This is a genomic window from Caldithrix sp., from assembly GCF_056497305.1.
Genome location: NZ_JBSMDE010000063.1, coordinates 1 through 19,103 on the forward strand (window position 1 = coordinate 1; position 19,103 = coordinate 19,103).

Below are 19,103 nucleotides of genomic sequence, written 5' to 3' on the forward strand. Positions count from 1 at the left end.
TACTGTCGGCATTCCAATGATCCGTGTCCTTTGTGTGGATTTCACCTACGGCCCAGATGTCGTTCTCGTCAATAATGGCCACGTCGTAGAAGGTGCTGTGTCTGCCCTGCCCGCCAAATTCGAAGGTCTGCCAGGTGAAATTGTGGGAAGTGGTGTCCATGGTGGTGACCGTTACCGCGGCGCTTTGGGCCACCAGTTTACCACCTTCGTAAACGCGGGTCTTAAATCGGTAACCGGTGTTGGGCCATAGGCCGTCCACGTACAACAGGCTGTCGTTGGCGGTCAAGGGCTTTTCAAGAATTAAGCTGTCGTCTTTAAACAGTTGGAAGGTTTTATTCAGGTAATTGCTTTTCGCTTTCAGGCTCAGCCAGGCTTCGGTGCAGGAAACATCCACAACTTGCAGCTTGAGGTTCTGCGGGTTGTAAACGGGTTCGGTGCTTTTTTTGCAAGAATAAAAAACAAGGAAAAAGGAAAAAAGAAAAAGGAAAAAGGAAAAAGTTCTTTTGTTTTTGCCTTGCATGGGATTACTCCTGTTGTTTGTACGGTTTTGGGCATAGGTAATTTACGGCGGGGAACGGCGGTGGACAAGGGAAACGTTAAGATGATATAAGTTGAATGGTTGAATGTTGTGTGTACAGGCGATGGTGGGAATTTTTCCATGCGCAATGCGGGGGGGGTACGGCTGTACACCAGTTATTATTTTAAACAAATAAATTTGAGTAAAGCCTAATAATGGACAAAATCTTAAATAACGGGCCTTAATAATACGGTCGCTCTCCATAACATGGCCTTTCTTTAATATTCTAAAAGTCCCTTTTGGCCTGGCCTTCCATGGGGATTAAACAGAACATTTTAATAAAGAACGGATTGCTTAAACACAAATCCGGAAGTTGGATTAAAAATACTTATTTCAAATTTAAAAGAAATTTAATTGCTTTCAAAAGGCTTGAAAAATAATTTTTTTAAGCCTAAAAAATTTGCAAAATGTGAAGCTTTTTTGAGACTTTTTCAAAAAGAATCATATCATTTTTCTTAAATTTAAACAAGATAAGGCTATTTATTATAAATTTTTTGGGGGATATTCAGAAATTTTTTCAATTTTTTGCATAAAATAGAGATGTTTTAATCCGTTCCGCAGCGACTTCCCGTTTAGCCATAAGTATTTTATGATTCGGTCCTTGCCCCGAAGTTGAATGTTTACTCCACCATAGTCGGCCTCTACTTCATCTTCTTCCACAGGTGTTAAACTGACCAGCATGTTTATGGTTTCAGGAGTTGGATTAAACTTATTGGCTGAAGTTACAATTATTTTGGGTATGAATCCCAAAAGTTCCTCAAAAATTTGTTTGACTCTTAAGCATTCTTCTTCTTCCATGATCCAGACAACCAACTGATGCACCAGAGCTGAACCAGGTTGGTAAAAATATTTTTGCCAAAAGGGATCTGCAGGTTCCACCTGTCCCCCATCGGTATCACAACGTCTGGCGCTGAGCCGATACGAAAGAGGCAACCGCGGAACCGGCAGCAACTGCGCTTGTATTCCCAAGCCATCTATCTGATAATTTCTGCGGGAAGATTGCCATTGAAAATTAAATTGTTCGCGTAAAAACCCCTGAAAATCCAGAGCAAACCCCTTTACAATAATTCGTTCTCTTCTGGCATGGAGTTTCTGCACTCGAACGCCGGCAGGATCCATTAAGCTAACAAACCAGCGGCTTTCTGAAGAGTGAATGGGGAAATAGTATTTTGCGTAAACATTCTCTGGCTGGATCAACACACCATCTACCAAAATCGTTTCAGAATGGCGTTTGGGAACCTTTACGCTTAGTTGAAATCGCTTCTTTTTACGGAGCCACTTAAGGCGTACACCATTGGCCAGTAAGGTGAACTGAGGCCAGATCAAAGGTACTTTTATTGTAAAGCGACCAATGGAGACATGAGTCCATTTGAATTGCGGATTTTCCAGAGGAGGTCGCACTAAAACCGGTAAAATGGTTAACTGATTGTTTTCAACGTCAAATTCCCAATTGACGAATTGATTTAACTTGACAGAAAAAGGATGGATTGCATGGCTTAAAACAGAAAAGATGGTTTTACCAAAACGCTGATATTGAATGGAGAAGGGATCGAATTGCAACCTTTGCTGATACCCTACTAATTGCCCGGTACCAACTTTGACGGCATTCCCGATGATTGGAGAAGAAAAACGTGCAAGAGCAAACAGCAGAGAAAACAGAGAACGATGTTCCGTGGCCAGCCAGGAATAGATTTTTTGGAAGGCTCTTTCCACCCATAAAAAATGATTTTGTACACTTAGAAGCAAAAAGGCTAAAAAGCGTTCCGGCTGGTTTTGCACCGCCTTTTGCCAGTAAAGTTCCAGCGCAGGTATGGTAATCGCTTCCCACAATTGCTGAATTTTTTCAATCGTGGTTGTTCCTTCTACGTCAAATTCCTGCAGAAAAATGGTTTCAAACAAATCTTGTTCGCTGTTTACCTCATCTAATTTCAACTTTTGCAGCCAGGCGGGTATCCTTTGATGATTGAGTTGCAGAACCCTGATAAAACGGTTGAGAAAATTCCTTAAGAGCGTGTGATCCAATGGAGGCTGTTTTTGCAGTACAGCTTTTAAAAAACGGAGCAATAATTGGAAGTGCCCGCCTTGCAGATAGAATTCCAGATAGTAAAGCCAAATGGTAGAATTTAGAATGGTCGGTTCCAGCTTACCAAAAAGTGAGATGCCCTCCAATCGGGCAAAGTCGCGATCTATTTCTGATAGGATAGCGCCATTTTCCGTCTGTAATTTAGACACGGGATTCAACTGATATTCATTTTGCCTGATTTCGTTCAATAGGTGCAGCACCGAGTTAAATTTTTTCTGCAACCGCAGCGGAGCCACTAAAAAGCCAGACGCTTCATGGGCTTTTATTGGCCAGGATGCAGCCGCGTTACTGATTGGTTGCCCATTCAGCAGACGGATTTGCAAACGACTTTTGTTCCGCAGTTTTATGCTGCCCTTTTCGCCCTGCACCAGAATGAGGTGGACATTAAAATAATCGATGAACTGCACTTTGAGCGTTAAATTCTGATAGAGTGTGTAATAGATTCGGGTTTGCGGCAGTCGGTAAACCAGTTTTTGCCATGGCCCCTTTTCCCCTGGAAGAATCTCAATCGTTCGGTCAAAATTCTCAATCTTTGTCTCTGAAGGAAAAGATTGTACCAGACTATTTACCGATTTGACCCGAGGATTGTATCTGTGGTTCAATGACTCAGACACAAACTTCTCGATTTTAGAAATGATTGCCCTATTTTCCATGGCTGCCAGAATCCTAACCCATTCATGATTAAGCAGGGTGTAAAAACGCCACTGGATGCAGTGAATTAATTCCTAATGCCCAAGGGAGATTTTCTGCTGCTCTGGAATCCGAATCAGCTGAAATTGTGTGCTCCCCGGCCCAAACCAGACAATTTTTCAACCCTTCGGCTCAAAATGTACGGCAGAGTGATGTGTTTTTCAACTAAAAGAAAAGGCGGCTGATGTCAACATAAAAAATAAAAATAAGCAGAGTAAACAGAATAGCCAGCCCGATCTGTTGTACTTTCAATTTTACACTTACCGGAATGGGCTTGCCTCTGGCTCCTTCGATTAATATGAAGACCAGATGCCCGCCATCGAGCGCCGGGATGGGCAAAATGTTAAAAAAGGCCAGCACCGTGCTCAAAGCAGCGATGAGATACCATAAATAAGACCAGCCAGCCTGTGCCGCATCGCCGGCCATTTTGGCGATCATGATAGGCCCGCCTATAATCTCTCTGGCCGATTTGGTACCGGTCACGACCCAATAGATGCCTTTTATATTCAGCTTTAATAAATCGATGGTATTTTTGAACCCTAAAACACAGGCCCGTCCCAGACCAACGTCACGGTGTTCGTAAAAATACGAAATTCCAATCTTGCCTACTTTGATGACCTTGCCCTGCTCATCTTTTTCTTCAAAGGCTCTGGGCGTAATCGTAGCCGTTAAAACAGAGTCCCCTCTTTTCCATTGAATGGTTATGGGGTGCTCCGGATATTGGCGGATAATGCGCGTCAGGTCCATCCAGTCTTTTACTGGCTGCCCGGCGATGGACAGAATTTCATCCCCGCGCTTTAAACCGATTTGTTCTGCCGGCATACCAGGGGAGACCTCCCCTACCTTAGCCGGAATCATGGGCCCCACATTAAACTGCTCCGACTTCTCTTCTTTGAACCACTCCTTTTTGTAGAAAAGATTCACTTTTTGCCCATTGCGCAGAACGTTGAAAACAATATCGTTATTCAGGTTTTCGACAAACAATTCCTGAATTTCATTCCAGTTGTGAACCGCCTGCCCGTTAATGCTCAAAATTTCGTCGTACTTTTGGAAGCCAATTTTCCGGGCAATGCCATCCTGCCCGACATAGCCAATTTTCGTTGTGGGAATGATTCTTTCGCCCTGAACAAAATTCAGAATGGTTAAAACCAGAATGGCCAGCAGAAAATTCATAATCACGCCGCCGGTAATGATAACCACCTTACGCCAGGTTGATTTTGATTGGAATTCATCCGGAGCACCGGTTACTTTGGTATCCATGCTCTCATCGATAAAGCCAGCCATTTTAACGTATCCCCCCAGCGGAATGGCTGAAATGGTAAATTCCGTTTCTCCAATTTTTTTGCTGAATAGTTTAGGCGGAAAGCCGATGGAAAAGCGCTCTACTCTTACGCCCATCAATTTGGCGGCCAAAAAGTGGCCCAATTCGTGAATAATAACAAGAATACCAAAAACAAAAATAATCGCTAATAAATTATTCATCAATCCCGTTCTTTCTCTCTTCTTTCACATCCTGATCTCAAACATAGTCATTAACTTAGATAAAGTAAAATTGTTTCGATTTATTCCGAGATATGGCCCGGCATTTAATGGAAATGAGTAACATCGAAACAATTCACAAACATCTTGTGTTCTCCAGGTTAAAAACTCTGGCATTTTCATCATTCAAACAAGATTTCTGCTGAACTCACGTTTCTCCCCCGGAAAATTCCTGCTCTTTGCTAAGAGTTCAGGTAGTTTAAAATTTTCTGCCATTCATTTCAAGTAGAAACCCCGCTCGCATTTCAAGAACATTGGCCATAAGTTCGATTTTTTTTAACCGGCAAGTTGTACCTATGGGCTGAGGGGCCGCGGCACCTATCATTCCCATATTCTTCAGACCTGTCGTCGTAAGAACGGGGTTCCCTTACACTGTGTTTTTCTCCCTGGCCGGCTGTTCCGAAAAAAGGGCCATAGAGTATGGGCTCTGGACCCGCAATCCCTTCCACCTTCAGCCTGGCTAAAAAAGACCTTTGAAAGAGAATTTGAACAACGACAAAGAGTTCAAGAAATTTTAGTGCTCGCTGGTCCGCCTGAGCATTGGTTCTTTTAAGACCGCTTTTATTACACTCAAAAATCTGGTTTCCTAAAGACGAGCTAAAATTAAAGTTGTAAAATTTATCTTAATTCAGCAAATTACTCCGTTCAACAAATCAATCAAGGATTTCAGAATGCGTTTATTGTTTGTATTCTTCATCATCACTGTTTTGACTTTTCAATGCCAGGTAGAGAAAAAGAGCCTGGCAGCCAATAAACAAAACTCAAACAGTCCGGTTGTTAAGGCAAAAATTACAGAACCAGAATTGAGTGAAATTTCCGGGATTGTGGCCAGCAAACAGAACCGGAATATTTTTTGGGTGCACAACGACAGTGGTGACAAGGCCCGCATCTTTGCGCTTACCATGGAAGGCCAGTTAAAATGTACGGTTGAAATGCCCACCATTGAAGCGCAGGATTGGGAAGACATCGCCCTCGGGCCAGGCCCCCAGAAAGACACCGATTACATTTACATTGCCGATATTGGGGACAATACTGCAAAACGCGATATTAAAACCATCTATCGTTTGCCCGAAATAAACGTGAGTCGTGTGCGTACAGGGGCTACCCTGATTGAAATGAATGTGTCAGCCATTCGTTTCCGCTTTCCCGATGGTTCCCGTGACGCGGAAACCCTATTAGCCGATCCACTGAACGGTGATCTGTACATTGTCAGTAAGCGGGAAAATAAGGTGAGAGTCTATCTGTTGCCCTTTCCACAGGATACAACCCAGGTACTCACTGCCCGCTTTTTGTTAAAACTTCCGCTAACGCAAATCACGGCTGGCGATATTTCACCAGACGGTCTACATATTCTCTTAAAAAACTATGAACAGATTTTTTACTGGCCACGCAAACAAGGCCTATCCCTACAGGAGGCGTTGCAATCCTTTCCTGCATTTTTGAATTACATGCGTGAACCTCAGGGCGAAGCCATTTGCTTCTCCCCAAATCTGGACGGTTATTACACGATCAGTGAAATGGCTCAACTAAATTACACCCTTCTTTATTTCTATCCCCATGATTTTAAAAAATGAGGGATTCTCAAATAGGTTGGTACTCACCTTTTAAAGAGAAACAGAACTGGCCTGGGAAAGAAGCGCCCATCAGGGAAGGACGAGAAATCCCTTACATGTTCAGTAAAAATTGGGTTCACTGAAAATGAAACTTCACCTGTACTGGAAATAACATGCCTACGGTACGTAAAATTCAGATCCCGGAACTTTACAGCAGAATACTTTAAAAAGTATCTGGTTGGTTTACTTTTTGTATTTAACGGAACAGCCGTAGGGACTCGTCATAAAGGCTTTAACCGTTTTTCCTGCCAATAATTGATCGAGCACCAATTTGACAAAATTTTTAGCGCCATTCAGGGACTCTTTGCGAGTCGAAGGCTTGTCATCAATGGCCCCAGCATAAATCAGTTTGCCCTGGGCATCGATGATGAACATGTGGGGTGTGGTTTTTGCCCCGTACAAACGACCGACCTGGCCTGTTTCATCAATCAGGTAAGCCGTGTAATGAGCCTTTTTTTGTTCTTTCAAAGCCTTGATTTGCTCTGGTTCAAAATATCCCTGTTTGCCGGGCGCAGAAGAACAAATACTAAACCAGACGCCCCCCTGCTCGGTGTATTTTTTTTGAAGGGTCTGCATGTTGCCGCTGTTGTAATGTTTTTTGACAAAGGGACAACCGTAATTAACCCATTCCAGAACAACGATTTTGCCTTTAAAATCAGATAAACGGTACGTTTTCCCATCGGCCGCTTTCAGGGTAAAATCCGGGGCCGGGGCATTTAACTGAATTTCACCGGCCAAAGCCATGGTAGAAATCCATAAAAAAACAAAAAAGTTCTTGATGAACGGCTTCATGGCGCTACTCACAGTGAAATATGTTCCTGTATTAAAAAATGGCTTTCTTAAGAGCACACCGATTTACAACACCAATGCTAAATTTCTCTTATTTTAAAACTTCCAAAGCTTCAAGAACTATTCCCGGGGTTATGACTTCCGGCAAGATTTGCGGTGATTCCCCGGGTCGTCCGGAATAGAGCAGGTAGAGGGGCACGCTCTGTCTGCCAAATCGGCTCAATGCGCGCGTAATTTCCGGGTCCCGTTTGGTCCAATCGGCCTTTAAGGCCACCACTCCCAATTCTTTAAATTTCTTTTGAACGGCTTCCGATGAAAAAGCCACTTTTTCATTAACCTGACAGGAGAGGCACCAGGATGCGGTAAAATCAATAAAAACCGGTTTGCCATCGTTTAGTAATTGATTGAGCCGTTCATCCGAGTAGGGTTGCCACTGAATACCTTCGGCATCTACCGCGGTCTTACTCGGTAATTGAACATATTTTTCGTAATTGGCTAACACATAACCATTACTCAAGACCAGGATCAGAATTGCCAGGGCCCAGGCCGTGTAACGCGTACGTTCTTTCATGGCCAGGTTGCCCCATCTCCCGTAAATCCAGGCAGCCATGGAGGTAAATAGCAAATCCAACAGAACCAACATGACCACCAGAGAACCCGTCTGCTGACTGAGCACCCACAATAACCAGATGACCGTAGCCACCAGCAAAAATCCCATAAATTGCTTCAAAGATTCCATCCAGCGGCCCGGTTTGGGCACGTATTTTAACAGGGCCGGAATCGATGTAATCAGGGCAAAGGGAAAGGCCATACCCAAACCGAGAAAGGTGAAGATTAAAAGGGAGACATAGGCCGGTTGAGTTAAGGCAAAACCCAGAGCGCCGCCCATGAAAGGTGCTGTACAGGGAGTGGCAACCACCGTAGCAATAATTCCATCCATGAATGAACCTAAAAATCCACTCTTTTCCGGAGCCTGTCCACCAACCGTGGTAAGCGAAGTCCCGATTTCGAAAACACCAAACATGCTCAGGCCCAGCAGAAACATGAACGCCGATAAAATGATCAAAAAGGTGGGCGATTGAAGCTGAAAGCCCCAGCCTAATTGTTCGCCTCCGGCTTTTAAGATGAGCAGGGCAATAGCCAATACCCAAAAAGCGCTTAAAACTCCACCGGTAAAAACCAGTCCGTGCTGCCAGGGTTTGGTATGGGCATCGTGCGCCTGTTTGATAAAACGCATAATTTTAATGGAAAGCACGGGCAGTACGCAGGGCATCAGGTTTAAGATCATGCCTCCCAGGAAAGAGAACAAAATCGCCAGCCAGATACTGTTGACTCCGGAACGGGAAACTGGCGCTAATTGCTCGCTAACAGGAACAACAACTTCCACGGCTTTTTCTGAATTTTCTCCTCGCCAGCCAGGCTCTGCGGTAATAACGCCGGCTAACGTATCAACCAAAGTTTCGGTTTGTTGAGATCTGAGCAATTCGATAACATAACTGTTGCCTCTTTTCTCAAACTTCTCCTTTTCCTGGTATTGTATAATGCCATCCTGGTAAGGAAAAAAGTATAGTGAGGTAATTTCATTATTGAACCATTCTGGCGGCGTCAATTGAATATGATAGCTTTGGTCATCGCCATTGGCGCTGATCTGCCAGTCGGTTAAACGATGGGGAATTTTGAATCGCGCATCAGAGAACAGCTGGATGTAGGCTTCATTTACCTGCGGCGGTTCACTTTTGACCGGCAATGTAATTTGAAGTTCTTCGTTTCCAGGAATACAGGTTTCTTTACATTCTAACCAGTCCACAGCTACTTTGATGGTGATGGACGTTCCGGCTTTTACGCTCTTCTCTAAGCGAATGGGGACTAAGAAATATTGTTTCCCGTGGTAACCAAACGTGATGATATCAAGCTCAGCGATGACTTCCGGATAGGGCCATTGGACCGGGCCGGCATGTACACCTTTAGGTGTCTCAAAGAAAAATTCGGTTGGTTTGCCGGTCTGGCCATAGTTTTTGTAATAAAAATGCCAGCCCTTTTCGGCCTGCATTTCAATAGCCAGCCAGATCGTTTCTCCAGGCGTAGCCCATTGCACTTCAGGTAATACTTTTACCTGTACATGTTTGGGTTGATCAAAAAGAGATTGGGCCTGCAAAAAACCGGCTATTACAAAAAACAAGAAAACGCTGTGAAAGAAATTTTGTTTTACTTTCCTTACCTCCAATGAAAATCGATTAAGAAAAAAACGCATAAAATGAATCTCCCTTTATTTATTAGCCCACTCTATTAAACAGATGGAATTTAAAAATTAGCCTAATTATTTCCAAACCAAAGCTTTTTCCTTTTATTCAATTAGGTGGTTGGATGTTCCATTTCCTGAAGGAGAGACATTTTTTTTCAATTTAAATCATTTTTGAATAACTTTGCCCTTTACGTTGCACGATCATGGAGGGCGCGTGGCTTCACGTCTTTTGAAGCGGCAAATATTCAGTCTGGCTATTCCTAATATTTTAAGTAATTTGTCGGTACCTATTCTATCTTCTGTGGATACAGCGTTGGTGGGCCACCTGCCTTCTGCGGTGTACATAGGCGCTGTTGCCCTGGGCAGCATGATTTTCAATTTTGTTTATTGGGGATTTGGCTTTTTGCGCATGGGAACAACTGGTTTAACAGCGCAGGCTTATGGCAAGCAAGACCATCAAGACATGCAATTACAACTCTGGCGTGCACTGTTTTTTGCGCTTTTTGCGGGGCTTGTTCTAATCCTGATCCAGGATTTAATCGCTTTTATTGCTTTCCGCTTAATCGAGGGCTCCGCAGAGGTTGAAAAATATGCCCTCATCTACTTTAGAATTCGCATCTATGCCGCACCAGCCACTTTAGCTCTGTACGCCATTCATGGCTGGTTTTTAGGCATGCAGAATGCCCGTCTGCCATTGATTATCACCGTTTCTGTCAATATTTTAAACATTTTTTTTAATGTCGTTTTTGTTCTGTATTTGAAAATGACTTCCGATGGTGTAGCCTTAGGTACGGTTTTTGCCCAATATCTTGGATTAATTTTCTCCCTTTATTTTTTACTAAAACAATACAAATCCTATATGCCACTCCCCTCTTTTAAAGAGATTATTGAAATGGTGGCCTTAAGCCGTTTCTTTAAAATCAATTTTGACATTTTCATCCGGACGCTGAGTTTAATATTTGCCTTTTCATTTTTTACGGCTCAATCGGCCAGATTGGGTGACCTCACACTGGCAGCGAATAGTATTCTTATTCAATTGTGGATGATTTTCTCTTATGGAATCGATGGCTTTGCGTTTTCGGCCGAAAGTCTGGTAGGAAAATTTCTTGGCGCTCGAAACAGAACACGACTCATCCAGATGGTACAACAAATATTTATTTTTGGCAGCAGCCTGGGCCTTCTCATTTCCATTCTTTACGGTTTATTCGATCGCCAAATCACTGCTCTGTTCACCGATAACGCCCAGGTACTGCAGGTCATTGACCGTTTTATGATCTGGAGCATTGTGGCCCCCTTTGTTAATAGTTTTTGTTATATCTGGGATGGCGTGTTTCTGGGGGCTACGGCTTCTAAGGGATTGCGTAATACCATGCTGCTCTCTACGTTTGCAGTTTATCTACCACTGCATTACCTGCTAACTCCCCTGTTCGGGAACCATGGCATGTGGGTAGCCTTGCTTTGTTTTATGATCTTTCGCACGATTAGCCTGAGTTTTTTAAGCAAAAAGTATTTACATATTACGGTTAAAGAAATTATGTTTGGAGAGGCGATTTGAAAACAATACGGAATCAATTTCTTCTACTTCTGATTTTAGTGACCGGCCAGGTGTGGGGACAATCCCACTTATTGACCATGTTAAGAGATGATTTCACAAACACCGTTCAGGTAGGGATGGAGCTTGGTAAGCAGCTCGTGAAGCCTTCCAGAGAAGAAATAGGTTTGGCATTTGGCATTGGTACCCTATTGTTAGCGGACGAGTCTGTGAATCAATTTTTTGAACACCATCAATCGGCCCTTTATACAAGGATTTTTGGAATCGATCAAATTTACGGCGAAAAAAATGTCATGATTCCGGCAGGCCTTTTGATTTACGGCGCAGGGCTCATGACCAATCGGCCGCAGATCAGATTGGTTGGATTAAAAAGCTTACAGGCCATGTTTTACAGTGGCCTATTGATCGTGGGAATTAAAGAATTATTGGGCCGTGCCAGGCCATATCAAAACATGGGAGGATTTCGTTTTAAACCTTTTTCATTTCAGGAGCGCTGGCGTTCCTTCCCTTCCGGACATGCCGGATTGACTTTTGCTTTTTCGACGATCATAGCCAGCGCCTGGCCTAATACATGGTGGAAAGGCTTCTGGTACACCTCCGCTGTTTTAGTCGCCGGAGCAAGGATGTATCATCAGGCTCACTGGCTTTCGGATGTAACCACTGGCGGCCTGATCGGCTGGGCAGTTGCCCGATTCGTGTGGCGTTTCCAGTCTGGCTTTTCTCAAAGCAGTCTGTACCAAATAAGCCCTTTTCACAACCTTAACGGAATTACTGGAATTCGCTTAACCATGAAGATCAAATAGGCTGTAGAACCATTTGATCTAAGACGAATTGCCTAACAGCCGAGGTTTAACACAGATGGAACGCAAAAAATTAATTAAATTTTAAATAAATCCATGTTTCATCAGCATGCATCGGTGACAGTAAGTATCAGCTATAATCTCATGCCGAGTAATAAGAAAAGAGTAAGTTTAAATTTTAATTCTTACTGAAAAATCATTATTTTTCATATAAATTTTCCCGACAAAATAAAATCAGGAGATGATGCTATGGCTTTGAAATATGAAAAAATAACGGAGAGTATTATTGGAGCGGCATTTGAAGTCCATCGTGTTTTAGGTTATGGTTTTTTGGAGAAAGTGTATCAACGATCCATGCAAGTTGAATTGCTGCGAAGGGGACATAAAGCAGAAATGGAACATTTGATAAAAGTAAGGTACAAGGGAGTACTTGTAGGGGAGTACGCCGCTGATCTATTGGTAGATGAAAAGGTATTGGTTGAAATTAAAGTCGCTAAACAATACAATCCTCAAGATGAAGCACAAATACTTAATCAATTAAAAGCAACGGATATGGAAGTGGGGATTCTTATTAACTTTGGTAGAGAAAAGGTACAGTTCAAACGATTCATTTATTCCTGATACTGGACGAATTTAGCAGCGGATTAGACACTGGAAATTAATTAATTCTAAAAAAAATCCGTGTTTCATCCGCGTTATTTGGTGGCTTTAATTTTTAGCCCCGAACAATTTCCAATTTACTTTTAAAGAATTAAAAATTTGTGTGAAAAAAATCTAAAAAAAATAATGACACAACCGCGCGTATCTTAGGCTCTTAGTTTAGGCCCCAGATTAACACAGATGGAACGTGGAGAATTAATTTAAATCTTCAAAAAAATCCGTGTTATTCCATGGCTTTAATTCTTTGGTCACAGATGAAATTATTTTAAAAACATAGGTTCATTCAAAACGTTAGCCAATTGTTTGTCGTCAATGATTGGGCCTGTAGAAAATATGACTAATTTTTCCACTACATTGCGCAACTGCCTTACATTACCTGGCCAGTCGAATTGTTTTAAGACTTCGAGGGCTTCCTCCGAAAAATCAAGAATTTTCTTATTATTCTGATCTGCTGCTTTCTGCAATAAATAACGGGCAATGTGGGGAATATCTTCTCGCCGTTCCCGCAAAGGCGGTAGATGAATGTGTAAAACATTCAGTCGGTGGTAGAGGTCTTCTCTAAATTTTTTTTCCGCTATCAGTACTTCAAGGTCCTGATTGGTAGCGCTTATAATGCGACAATTCGCCTGGTAAGTTTTGGTATCTCCTAACATGCTAAATTCACCCGTATCAAGAATTTTTAGTAACTTAGCCTGCAGGTAAATATCCATGTCGCCGATTTCATCCAGAAAGAGCGTGCCATCCTGAGCCAGATGAAACTTCCCCTCTTTGGTTTCCACTGCGCCTGTGAAGGCGCCTCTTACATGTCCAAATAACTCACTTTCCAGCAATTCATTGGGAATGGCAGCACAATTTATTTTGATAAACGGTTTTCCCGCCCTGTTGCTATTGTAATGTAACAGATTGGCCACCAGCTCTTTACCTGTTCCCGTTTCACCGGTGATCAGTACTTTGGCATCCGAATCGGCCAACATCTTAATCTTGTTAAATATCTTCTTCATAGCCGCGCTTTCACCAATCATTCTGTATTTTTCATCTATAGCGGTCAGCAGCATGTCTCTCTCTTTAGTCCAGGCATTTTTTTCTATTGCATGCCTGAGCATCATGATCAACCGATCCGGATCAATCGGTTTCTCAATAAAATCATAGGCTCCTTTTTTCATGGCATGTACAGCCAGCGGGATATTGCTTTGACCTGAAATAAAAATGACCGGAACCAGGGGATTTTCCTCCAGTATTTTGTCCATTAATTGGATGCCATTCAGGCCCGGCATTTTCATATCTAATAAAATACAATCAAAAGAATCGGTTTTGATTTTTTCAATTGCTTTAAAGGGATCAATAGCTACATCCACTTCAAACTCAAATTTGATCAGCAATTTTTTTAAGGCACGTAGAAAATCAATATCATCATCAACGGCTAATAAGCGATATTTCTTATCCATTTTATTCACCTTTATCTTAATTTATCTCTCTGGGCAACACAATCTGAACTTTAGTCCCTCTGTTGAGTTCTGAATCAATTAAAATCTCTCCCTTGTGATTGGAAACGATCTGCTTAACAAAGACCAGTCCTAAACCTGTTCCATGTGTTTTAGTTGTAAAACTGGGTTCAAATATTTTGTCCTTTACACCAGGAGGTATGCCGACACCATCATCATTGATATTTACACAGATGGCTTTCTTATGTTCTCTATCCTTAAAAGCAGCCGGGAATGTACTGATAGTAATATGACCTCGTGCTCCCACAGCATCAAGGCTATTTTCGATTAGTTCTTTGAACATGACGCGTAGCTGGTCTGCATCGGCTGTGATGAGCTGGGCTTCTTTTGAAATATCTGTTTTTATGAACACATCATCCGGGGGATGAAATTGAGCCAGCAACTCTGTCCACAGTTCCTTTAAATCCACGATATTGACCCGCAATTTACTAATCTGGGCTATTTTGGAATAATTGGTTGTAATGGATTGAATACGATCAACCTCATGCGTGATATTTTGCAGGCCTTCCACTACCTCTGCGTCATCCATATTCTGAATCACATACTTTAAGGTTTCCACGGAAAATTTAATGGTGGCCAGGGGGGTTTTAATATCATGTGACATTTTGCGCACCAGACGGGGGATCAAATCCTCACGCTCACTTAATATCTCTTCAGAAAGATCATATATTTCCATTACAAAGCCAATCGGCCGGTCAAAGCGCTTAATTGAATAACCTATCACGCGTCCTTTTAAAATTTTGTTTTGTGTGAAGAAGGTAAAATCTTCATGAATTTCTTGACCGTTGACGATGAGTTTCTCCATATGCCCCTTGAGTTGTGGCAGGGTTCGAAAAATTGTTTTGAAAGATTGCCCGCGCTTTTGTGCAAATGGAATATTCAGAATGGAAGAAACATTTTGATTGGCATGAATTAATTTCCCCTGCCTGTTAAAAAATAGAATTCCCTTATTTTTAATGTTTAAATGTCGTTTAATAAAAGTATAGTAAAAATAGCAATGAGTGAACAGACGGAGTAGAACTAACAATAAAAGTATAAGAAATAAAATTATTCCTAAATAAACAACACCTTGTCTCAGGTTAAAGAAAGATGCTAATTGAATGATCCGTGATTGCTCAAGGCCAATCGCTAATAAAATAAAGCTCATAAAGGAACGTTCCATTATTCTGTTTGTAACACTCAGACTGAGTTCAAATCATTTTTTTGATATTTTAAGATACAATTCTTATAAGAATATACGTTATAATTTTTTAAGCTGCAATTCACTGTTGGATCAAAATTTCTAAAACATCAATGAGATAATCAAAAATTTTCCTAAAGACAATTATGTAGCTACATTTCCTTTTTAAATTTTTGAAGCATTTGAAATATTTTAGTAATATCTCTCCAGGTTAATCAGCATGCGGAGGGCCTTTAGATGAAGGTAGCTACGGTTGAACAAATGAGAAGCATGGATCAGCGCGCCATTACTGAGTTTGATGTTCCGGACCAAATTTTAATGGAAAATGCCGGCCTGGCATCATTCGAAGTTATTCGAACCCATTTTAATCTCCACAAGGACAAATTTTTGGTCATTTGTGGCGGTGGGAATAATGGTGGAGATGGACTGGTAGTGGCCCGAAAGTTGTTCTCCAACCAGGCGCACGTTCAGATTCTTTTACTGAGCAAACCGGGAAAATTTAAGGGCTCCGCTGCTTTAAACTACAATATTTCTCAAAAGATGGGCATACCCACTGTTTTCATTGAATCCGTTGATCAAATGCAAACATTTCTCAGCCAATCTGATGTGATTGTTGATGCTATTTTTGGTACGGGGCTGGATCGAAGAGTGGAAGGCAAGTATTTTGGTCTCATCGAAGCCATAAATGTCAGCGGCAAGCCGGTAATTAGCGTAGACATTCCTTCCGGAATTAATGGCATTACCGGTCAGGTGATGGGCGTTGCCGTCCGGGCCCATATGACCATTACATTTGGTTTGCCCAAGTTAGGCAATCTGCTCTATCCCGGTTTCGAACACAACGGAAAACTTTTTGTAACACATATCTCCTTCTCTCCAGCCATCTACAACACGCCCCAGGTAAACATCCAGACCAATGATCCACTCGAATTACCAGCCCGTCCGGGGGATGCTCATAAAGGATGGTGCGGGAAGGTCTTATTTGTGGCTGGGGCCGCAAACTATCTCGGAGCGCCGTTCTTTTCTGCCCAGGCTTTTTTAAAAGCCGGTGGGGGGCTCTCTTACCTGGCTACTCCACAAAATGTTTCGACTAATATTGCGGCTTTAGGCCCGGAGATTGTCTTTCAGCCATTGAAATATACCGAACAGGGTACCATCGCTTATGAAAATCTGGATTTTTTACTCGATTTTGCTCGCGATATGGAAATCGTCGTTGCCGGACCCGGCACTTCGCTAAACGAAGAGACCCAACAACTGATACGCGATCTGGTCAAAAAAACGGAAAAAGCAATTTTAATCGATGGAGATGGCTTAACGGCCCTGGCTAAAGATCCATCGCCTTTAAAACAACGCCAGGCACCAACCATTTTAACGCCACATCCCGGAGAAATGGCGCGGTTGATGAATGTCAGCCTGAAGGAAGTTCAACAAAATCGGGTGCAAATCTTACGCCAGGCTTGTAAAAAATTCAATGCCGTGATCGTGCTTAAAGGCGCACATTCTCTAATTGGTCATCCGGATGGCAGTATTTACATCAATCTCACAGGCAATCATGGGATGGCCACAGCCGGTAGTGGGGATGTACTTACGGGAACCATTGCAGCCATGTTTGCCCTTTTTAAGGAACCATTAACAGCCGCCAGAATGGGGGTGTTATTACATGGCCTGGCAGGAGATGTGGCTGCTGAAAAAATTGGCCCGGATGGCTTGCTGGCTCGTGATATCCTGATTGCTTTGCCTCAGGCCATCCAACAACTTCGTGCGCACTGGCAAACCTGGAAAGAAAATCATTTTGGTAAAATTACCTTACTTTGAAATGTACCATGTAAACAGATATGCATTAAATTTTAACTGATGCATCATTTTGTTTTGCAAGCTCCGGGTTCGGTTCTGTGAATAAATTCAAAGTAGCTTGCAGAAAAACAGAAAAAAACGAATTAATTAATCAGAAAACGCAATCTAGTCTGTAAAAGTAATAATGAAATTTGATAAAACCTACTGGAGCCAATTCTATTTACAAGAGAAACAACCCTGGGATATGCGCCGGGTTTCACCGCCGCTCAAAGCTTATTTTGATCAGATATCCAGCAAAGATGTGAAAATTTTGATACCAGGAGCAGGAAATGCCTGGGAAGCCGAGTACCTCTGGCAAAATGGTTTCAAGCATACCTATGTGGTCGATATTTCTCCTTTGCCATTGCAAAATTTTAAATCGCGTGTCCCCGATTTCCCTGATCGTCAACTAATAAATCAGGATTTTTTTAATTTAAGTGGACAGTTTGATCTGATTGTGGAACAGGTCTTTTTTTGTGCTTTGCCACCGACTCAACGACCTGCTTATGCTAAAAAAATGTTTGACTTATTGCGATCGGGAGGAAAGCTGGTTGGGGTCTTATATGATTTCCCTCTCGACCCTGAGCTTGAGGAGCCACCGTTTGGTGGGTCATTAAAAGAATATCTCTCTTATTTCAGCCCTTTGTTCCAAATTAAAACCTTTCAGCGCTGCTACAACTCGCATCCCAGACGCCAGGGGAGAGAATTATTTATGATCCTCAGGAAGCGCTGAGTGCATGGCAAACAAGAGTATTTGATATTCGAGAGAACCACGTTCAAATCATGAAAGGGTTTTTCTGGATGAAGCTCCCTGTTGCCTCCCAAAAAGAAGAGTACGACAAAAAGTGGAAAAGAGTACAAAAGAACATTGATTATTCAGGAGATGCTATCTGGATAAAAAGGAATTTGAGACATTGCTTCATTTCAATAGTACAGAGCGATTCTGATTTTGGACCGATTCCATGAATGATATTAAAATTCATTAAAAACACTTGAAACCAGTAAAAAAGGATTGTAACTTGTATCAGGAATAAGGAAAGTTTAAACACAAGAAAGTGGTTTATGTCGATGATTGAGCATAAATTCAAAAAGTGTTTTTTTTACTATTAGTACTGTATTCCCGAATTCACAAAAAAGGCAATTACGAAGTCCATTTATTTTAATATAGTTTAATTATTTAGCATGTTTAATCATTAAAGAAGTGAGGTTCTATGAGATCCAAGTATCCAGGCATCAGCCGCATCGATTCCAAGCATACACATGGTTGGTATGTAAGAGTTTATGCCAATGGCGGTGTGTTTGTATCCAAACTATTCAGCGACCGTCTTTACGGCGGCAAACAGAAAGCATTGCAAAATGCCATTAAGTTTCGTGATCACAATCGCATGGTTGCAGAAATAGCCCGTGCCAATTACAAAAGTACAAAGCGTAAACCTTTTTACAATAAAAAACCCAAAAATTCAACTGGAGTTACAGGCGTTAATGAAATCAAGGGAATAGTTAATGGCCGGTTAGTCCATTATTTTCAGGCTACCTGGAGCGAAGACGGTAAACTTCATATGAAAAAATTTTATATCAATAGCAAACGCACCAGAGACGAGGCTTTTGAGGCAGCCGTTAAACATCGAAAAGAGATGGAAAAGATTTTGTACCAAAGATGGCTGGAAAAAAATAAACAGAATCAAGAAAGTTGAAAGAGTAGAAAATAGCCATCCTGTTTAATCAGATTCCATTGTAAAGGGCATTTAACAGTTCAACCGCCCTTTCAAAATCGACATCTTCAACGTAAAGATCAACGCCATTCAGAGTAGATGAAGATGTTGTGCCTAAAATTCCTAAATCGGGTGATTTTAACACACAACCGATATTATTGCGTTCCAGAATTTCCTGGGCTTGCTCAGCAAATGCCCGGTTAGGGAAATTTTTGACAAAACGTAGTCTACTCAAAATTTACTCCTTTGGTTGTATTTTGAATACAATTTAAAAAGTACAGAATGGAATCTTATGGTGCAAGAAAATCATTACGATATCTGAAGGATATTTAAA

15 protein-coding genes and 1 pseudogene are annotated in these 19,103 nt (G+C 41.9%); 8 read left to right on the forward strand and 8 right to left on the reverse strand.

Annotated features, from left to right (window positions below; genetic code table 11):
- Positions 1-394: pseudogene (locus ACWB0I_RS05210) on the reverse strand (glucosyl transferase); the annotation flags it as partial.
- 3 nt (positions 395-397) lie between these two features.
- On the opposite strand from ACWB0I_RS05210, the gene ACWB0I_RS05215 reads away from it, so the two are divergent.
- Positions 398-610 (forward strand): hypothetical protein, encoded by a 213-nt coding sequence (locus ACWB0I_RS05215; RefSeq protein ID WP_479386981.1) that lies wholly within the window; start codon positions 398-400, stop codon positions 608-610.
- 450 nt (positions 611-1,060) lie between these two features.
- On the opposite strand, the gene ACWB0I_RS05220 is transcribed toward ACWB0I_RS05215, so the two are convergent.
- Together ACWB0I_RS05220 and rseP are read right to left on the reverse strand one after the other, a co-directional pair.
- The gene (locus ACWB0I_RS05220) at positions 1,061-3,313 is read right to left on the reverse strand and encodes a hypothetical protein (RefSeq protein WP_479386982.1); all 2,253 of its coding nucleotides are present in this window, start codon (positions 3,311-3,313) and stop codon (positions 1,061-1,063) included.
- Positions 3,314-3,515: 202 nt separating this feature from the next.
- Positions 3,516-4,832 (reverse strand): RIP metalloprotease RseP, encoded by a 1,317-nt coding sequence (gene rseP / locus ACWB0I_RS05225; RefSeq protein WP_479386983.1) that lies wholly within the window; start codon positions 4,830-4,832, stop codon positions 3,516-3,518.
- A 728-nt stretch (positions 4,833-5,560) separates the two neighbouring features.
- Here rseP and ACWB0I_RS05230 point away from each other — a divergent pair.
- Positions 5,561-6,463, forward strand: coding sequence for a hypothetical protein (locus ACWB0I_RS05230; RefSeq protein ID WP_479386984.1), 903 nt, complete (start codon positions 5,561-5,563; stop codon positions 6,461-6,463).
- A 222-nt stretch (positions 6,464-6,685) separates the two neighbouring features.
- Here the strand turns inward: ACWB0I_RS05230 and ACWB0I_RS05235 are convergent, their stop codons facing one another.
- Together ACWB0I_RS05235 and ACWB0I_RS05240 are read right to left on the reverse strand one after the other, a co-directional pair.
- On the reverse strand, positions 6,686-7,294 hold the full coding sequence (locus ACWB0I_RS05235; protein WP_479386985.1) for a thioredoxin family protein: 609 nt from the start codon (positions 7,292-7,294) through the stop codon (positions 6,686-6,688).
- A gap of 88 nt (positions 7,295-7,382) precedes the next feature.
- Positions 7,383-9,542: a protein-disulfide reductase DsbD family protein gene (locus ACWB0I_RS05240; protein ID WP_479386986.1), complete on the reverse strand. Its 2,160-nt coding sequence runs from the start codon at positions 9,540-9,542 to the stop codon at positions 7,383-7,385.
- Positions 9,543-9,747: 205 nt separating this feature from the next.
- On the opposite strand from ACWB0I_RS05240, the gene ACWB0I_RS05245 reads away from it, so the two are divergent.
- From ACWB0I_RS05245 to ACWB0I_RS05255, 3 genes are all read left to right on the forward strand, one after another.
- Positions 9,748-11,088, forward strand: a complete 1,341-nt coding sequence (locus ACWB0I_RS05245) for an MATE family efflux transporter (protein WP_479386987.1) — start codon at positions 9,748-9,750, stop codon at positions 11,086-11,088.
- Positions 11,085-11,888, forward strand: a complete 804-nt coding sequence (locus ACWB0I_RS05250) for a phosphatase PAP2 family protein (RefSeq protein WP_479386988.1) — start codon at positions 11,085-11,087, stop codon at positions 11,886-11,888. Before ACWB0I_RS05245 ends, ACWB0I_RS05250 begins: the two co-directional genes overlap by 4 nt.
- Before the next feature lie 246 nt (positions 11,889-12,134).
- Entirely contained in the window at positions 12,135-12,506 is a 372-nt protein-coding gene (locus ACWB0I_RS05255) for a GxxExxY protein (RefSeq protein ID WP_479386989.1), read from the forward strand.
- Positions 12,507-12,805: 299 nt separating this feature from the next.
- Here the strand turns inward: ACWB0I_RS05255 and ACWB0I_RS05260 are convergent, their stop codons facing one another.
- Entirely contained in the window at positions 12,806-13,990 is a 1,185-nt protein-coding gene (locus ACWB0I_RS05260; RefSeq protein ID WP_479386990.1) for a sigma-54-dependent transcriptional regulator, read from the reverse strand.
- 16 nt (positions 13,991-14,006) lie between these two features.
- Positions 14,007-15,194 (reverse strand): sensor histidine kinase, encoded by a 1,188-nt coding sequence (locus ACWB0I_RS05265; protein ID WP_479386991.1) that lies wholly within the window; start codon positions 15,192-15,194, stop codon positions 14,007-14,009.
- A gap of 270 nt (positions 15,195-15,464) precedes the next feature.
- Between ACWB0I_RS05265 and ACWB0I_RS05270 the strand changes: the two genes are divergently transcribed.
- The 3 genes from ACWB0I_RS05270 (at position 15,465) to ACWB0I_RS05280 (ending at position 18,751) form a co-directional block, all read left to right on the forward strand.
- Positions 15,465-17,039 (forward strand): NAD(P)H-hydrate dehydratase, encoded by a 1,575-nt coding sequence (locus ACWB0I_RS05270; protein WP_479386992.1) that lies wholly within the window; start codon positions 15,465-15,467, stop codon positions 17,037-17,039.
- A gap of 163 nt (positions 17,040-17,202) precedes the next feature.
- A complete protein-coding gene (locus ACWB0I_RS05275) occupies positions 17,203-17,790 on the forward strand; it encodes a methyltransferase domain-containing protein (RefSeq protein WP_479386993.1) in 588 nt (195 codons plus the stop codon).
- Positions 17,791-18,268: 478 nt separating this feature from the next.
- On the forward strand, positions 18,269-18,751 hold the full coding sequence (locus tag ACWB0I_RS05280) for a hypothetical protein (RefSeq protein ID WP_479386994.1): 483 nt from the start codon (positions 18,269-18,271) through the stop codon (positions 18,749-18,751).
- Between the two features lie 28 nt (positions 18,752-18,779).
- On the opposite strand, the gene ACWB0I_RS05285 is transcribed toward ACWB0I_RS05280, so the two are convergent.
- Positions 18,780-19,004 carry a putative signal transducing protein gene (locus ACWB0I_RS05285; RefSeq protein ID WP_479386995.1) on the reverse strand — a complete coding sequence of 75 codons (225 nt, stop codon included), beginning with the start codon at positions 19,002-19,004 and terminating at the stop codon, positions 18,780-18,782.
- Between the last annotated feature and the right edge of the window lie 99 nt (positions 19,005-19,103).

Coding starts and splice junctions, on each gene's coding strand:
- ACWB0I_RS05220 (WP_479386982.1), bottom strand. CDS start 3,313: ATGGAAAATAGGGCAATCATTTCTAAAATCGAGAAGTTTGTGTCTGAG.
- rseP (WP_479386983.1), bottom strand. CDS start 4,832: ATGAATAATTTATTAGCGATTATTTTTGTTTTTGGTATTCTTGTTATT.
- ACWB0I_RS05230 (WP_479386984.1), top strand. CDS start 5,561: ATGCGTTTATTGTTTGTATTCTTCATCATCACTGTTTTGACTTTTCAA.
- ACWB0I_RS05235 (WP_479386985.1), bottom strand. CDS start 7,294: ATGAAGCCGTTCATCAAGAACTTTTTTGTTTTTTTATGGATTTCTACC.
- ACWB0I_RS05240 (WP_479386986.1), bottom strand. CDS start 9,542: ATGCGTTTTTTTCTTAATCGATTTTCATTGGAGGTAAGGAAAGTAAAA.
- ACWB0I_RS05255 (WP_479386989.1), top strand. CDS start 12,135: ATGGCTTTGAAATATGAAAAAATAACGGAGAGTATTATTGGAGCGGCA.
- ACWB0I_RS05260 (WP_479386990.1), bottom strand. CDS start 13,990: ATGGATAAGAAATATCGCTTATTAGCCGTTGATGATGATATTGATTTT.
- ACWB0I_RS05265 (WP_479386991.1), bottom strand. CDS start 15,194: ATGAGCTTTATTTTATTAGCGATTGGCCTTGAGCAATCACGGATCATT.
- ACWB0I_RS05270 (WP_479386992.1), top strand. CDS start 15,465: ATGAAGGTAGCTACGGTTGAACAAATGAGAAGCATGGATCAGCGCGCC.
- ACWB0I_RS05275 (WP_479386993.1), top strand. CDS start 17,203: ATGAAATTTGATAAAACCTACTGGAGCCAATTCTATTTACAAGAGAAA.
- ACWB0I_RS05280 (WP_479386994.1), top strand. CDS start 18,269: ATGAGATCCAAGTATCCAGGCATCAGCCGCATCGATTCCAAGCATACA.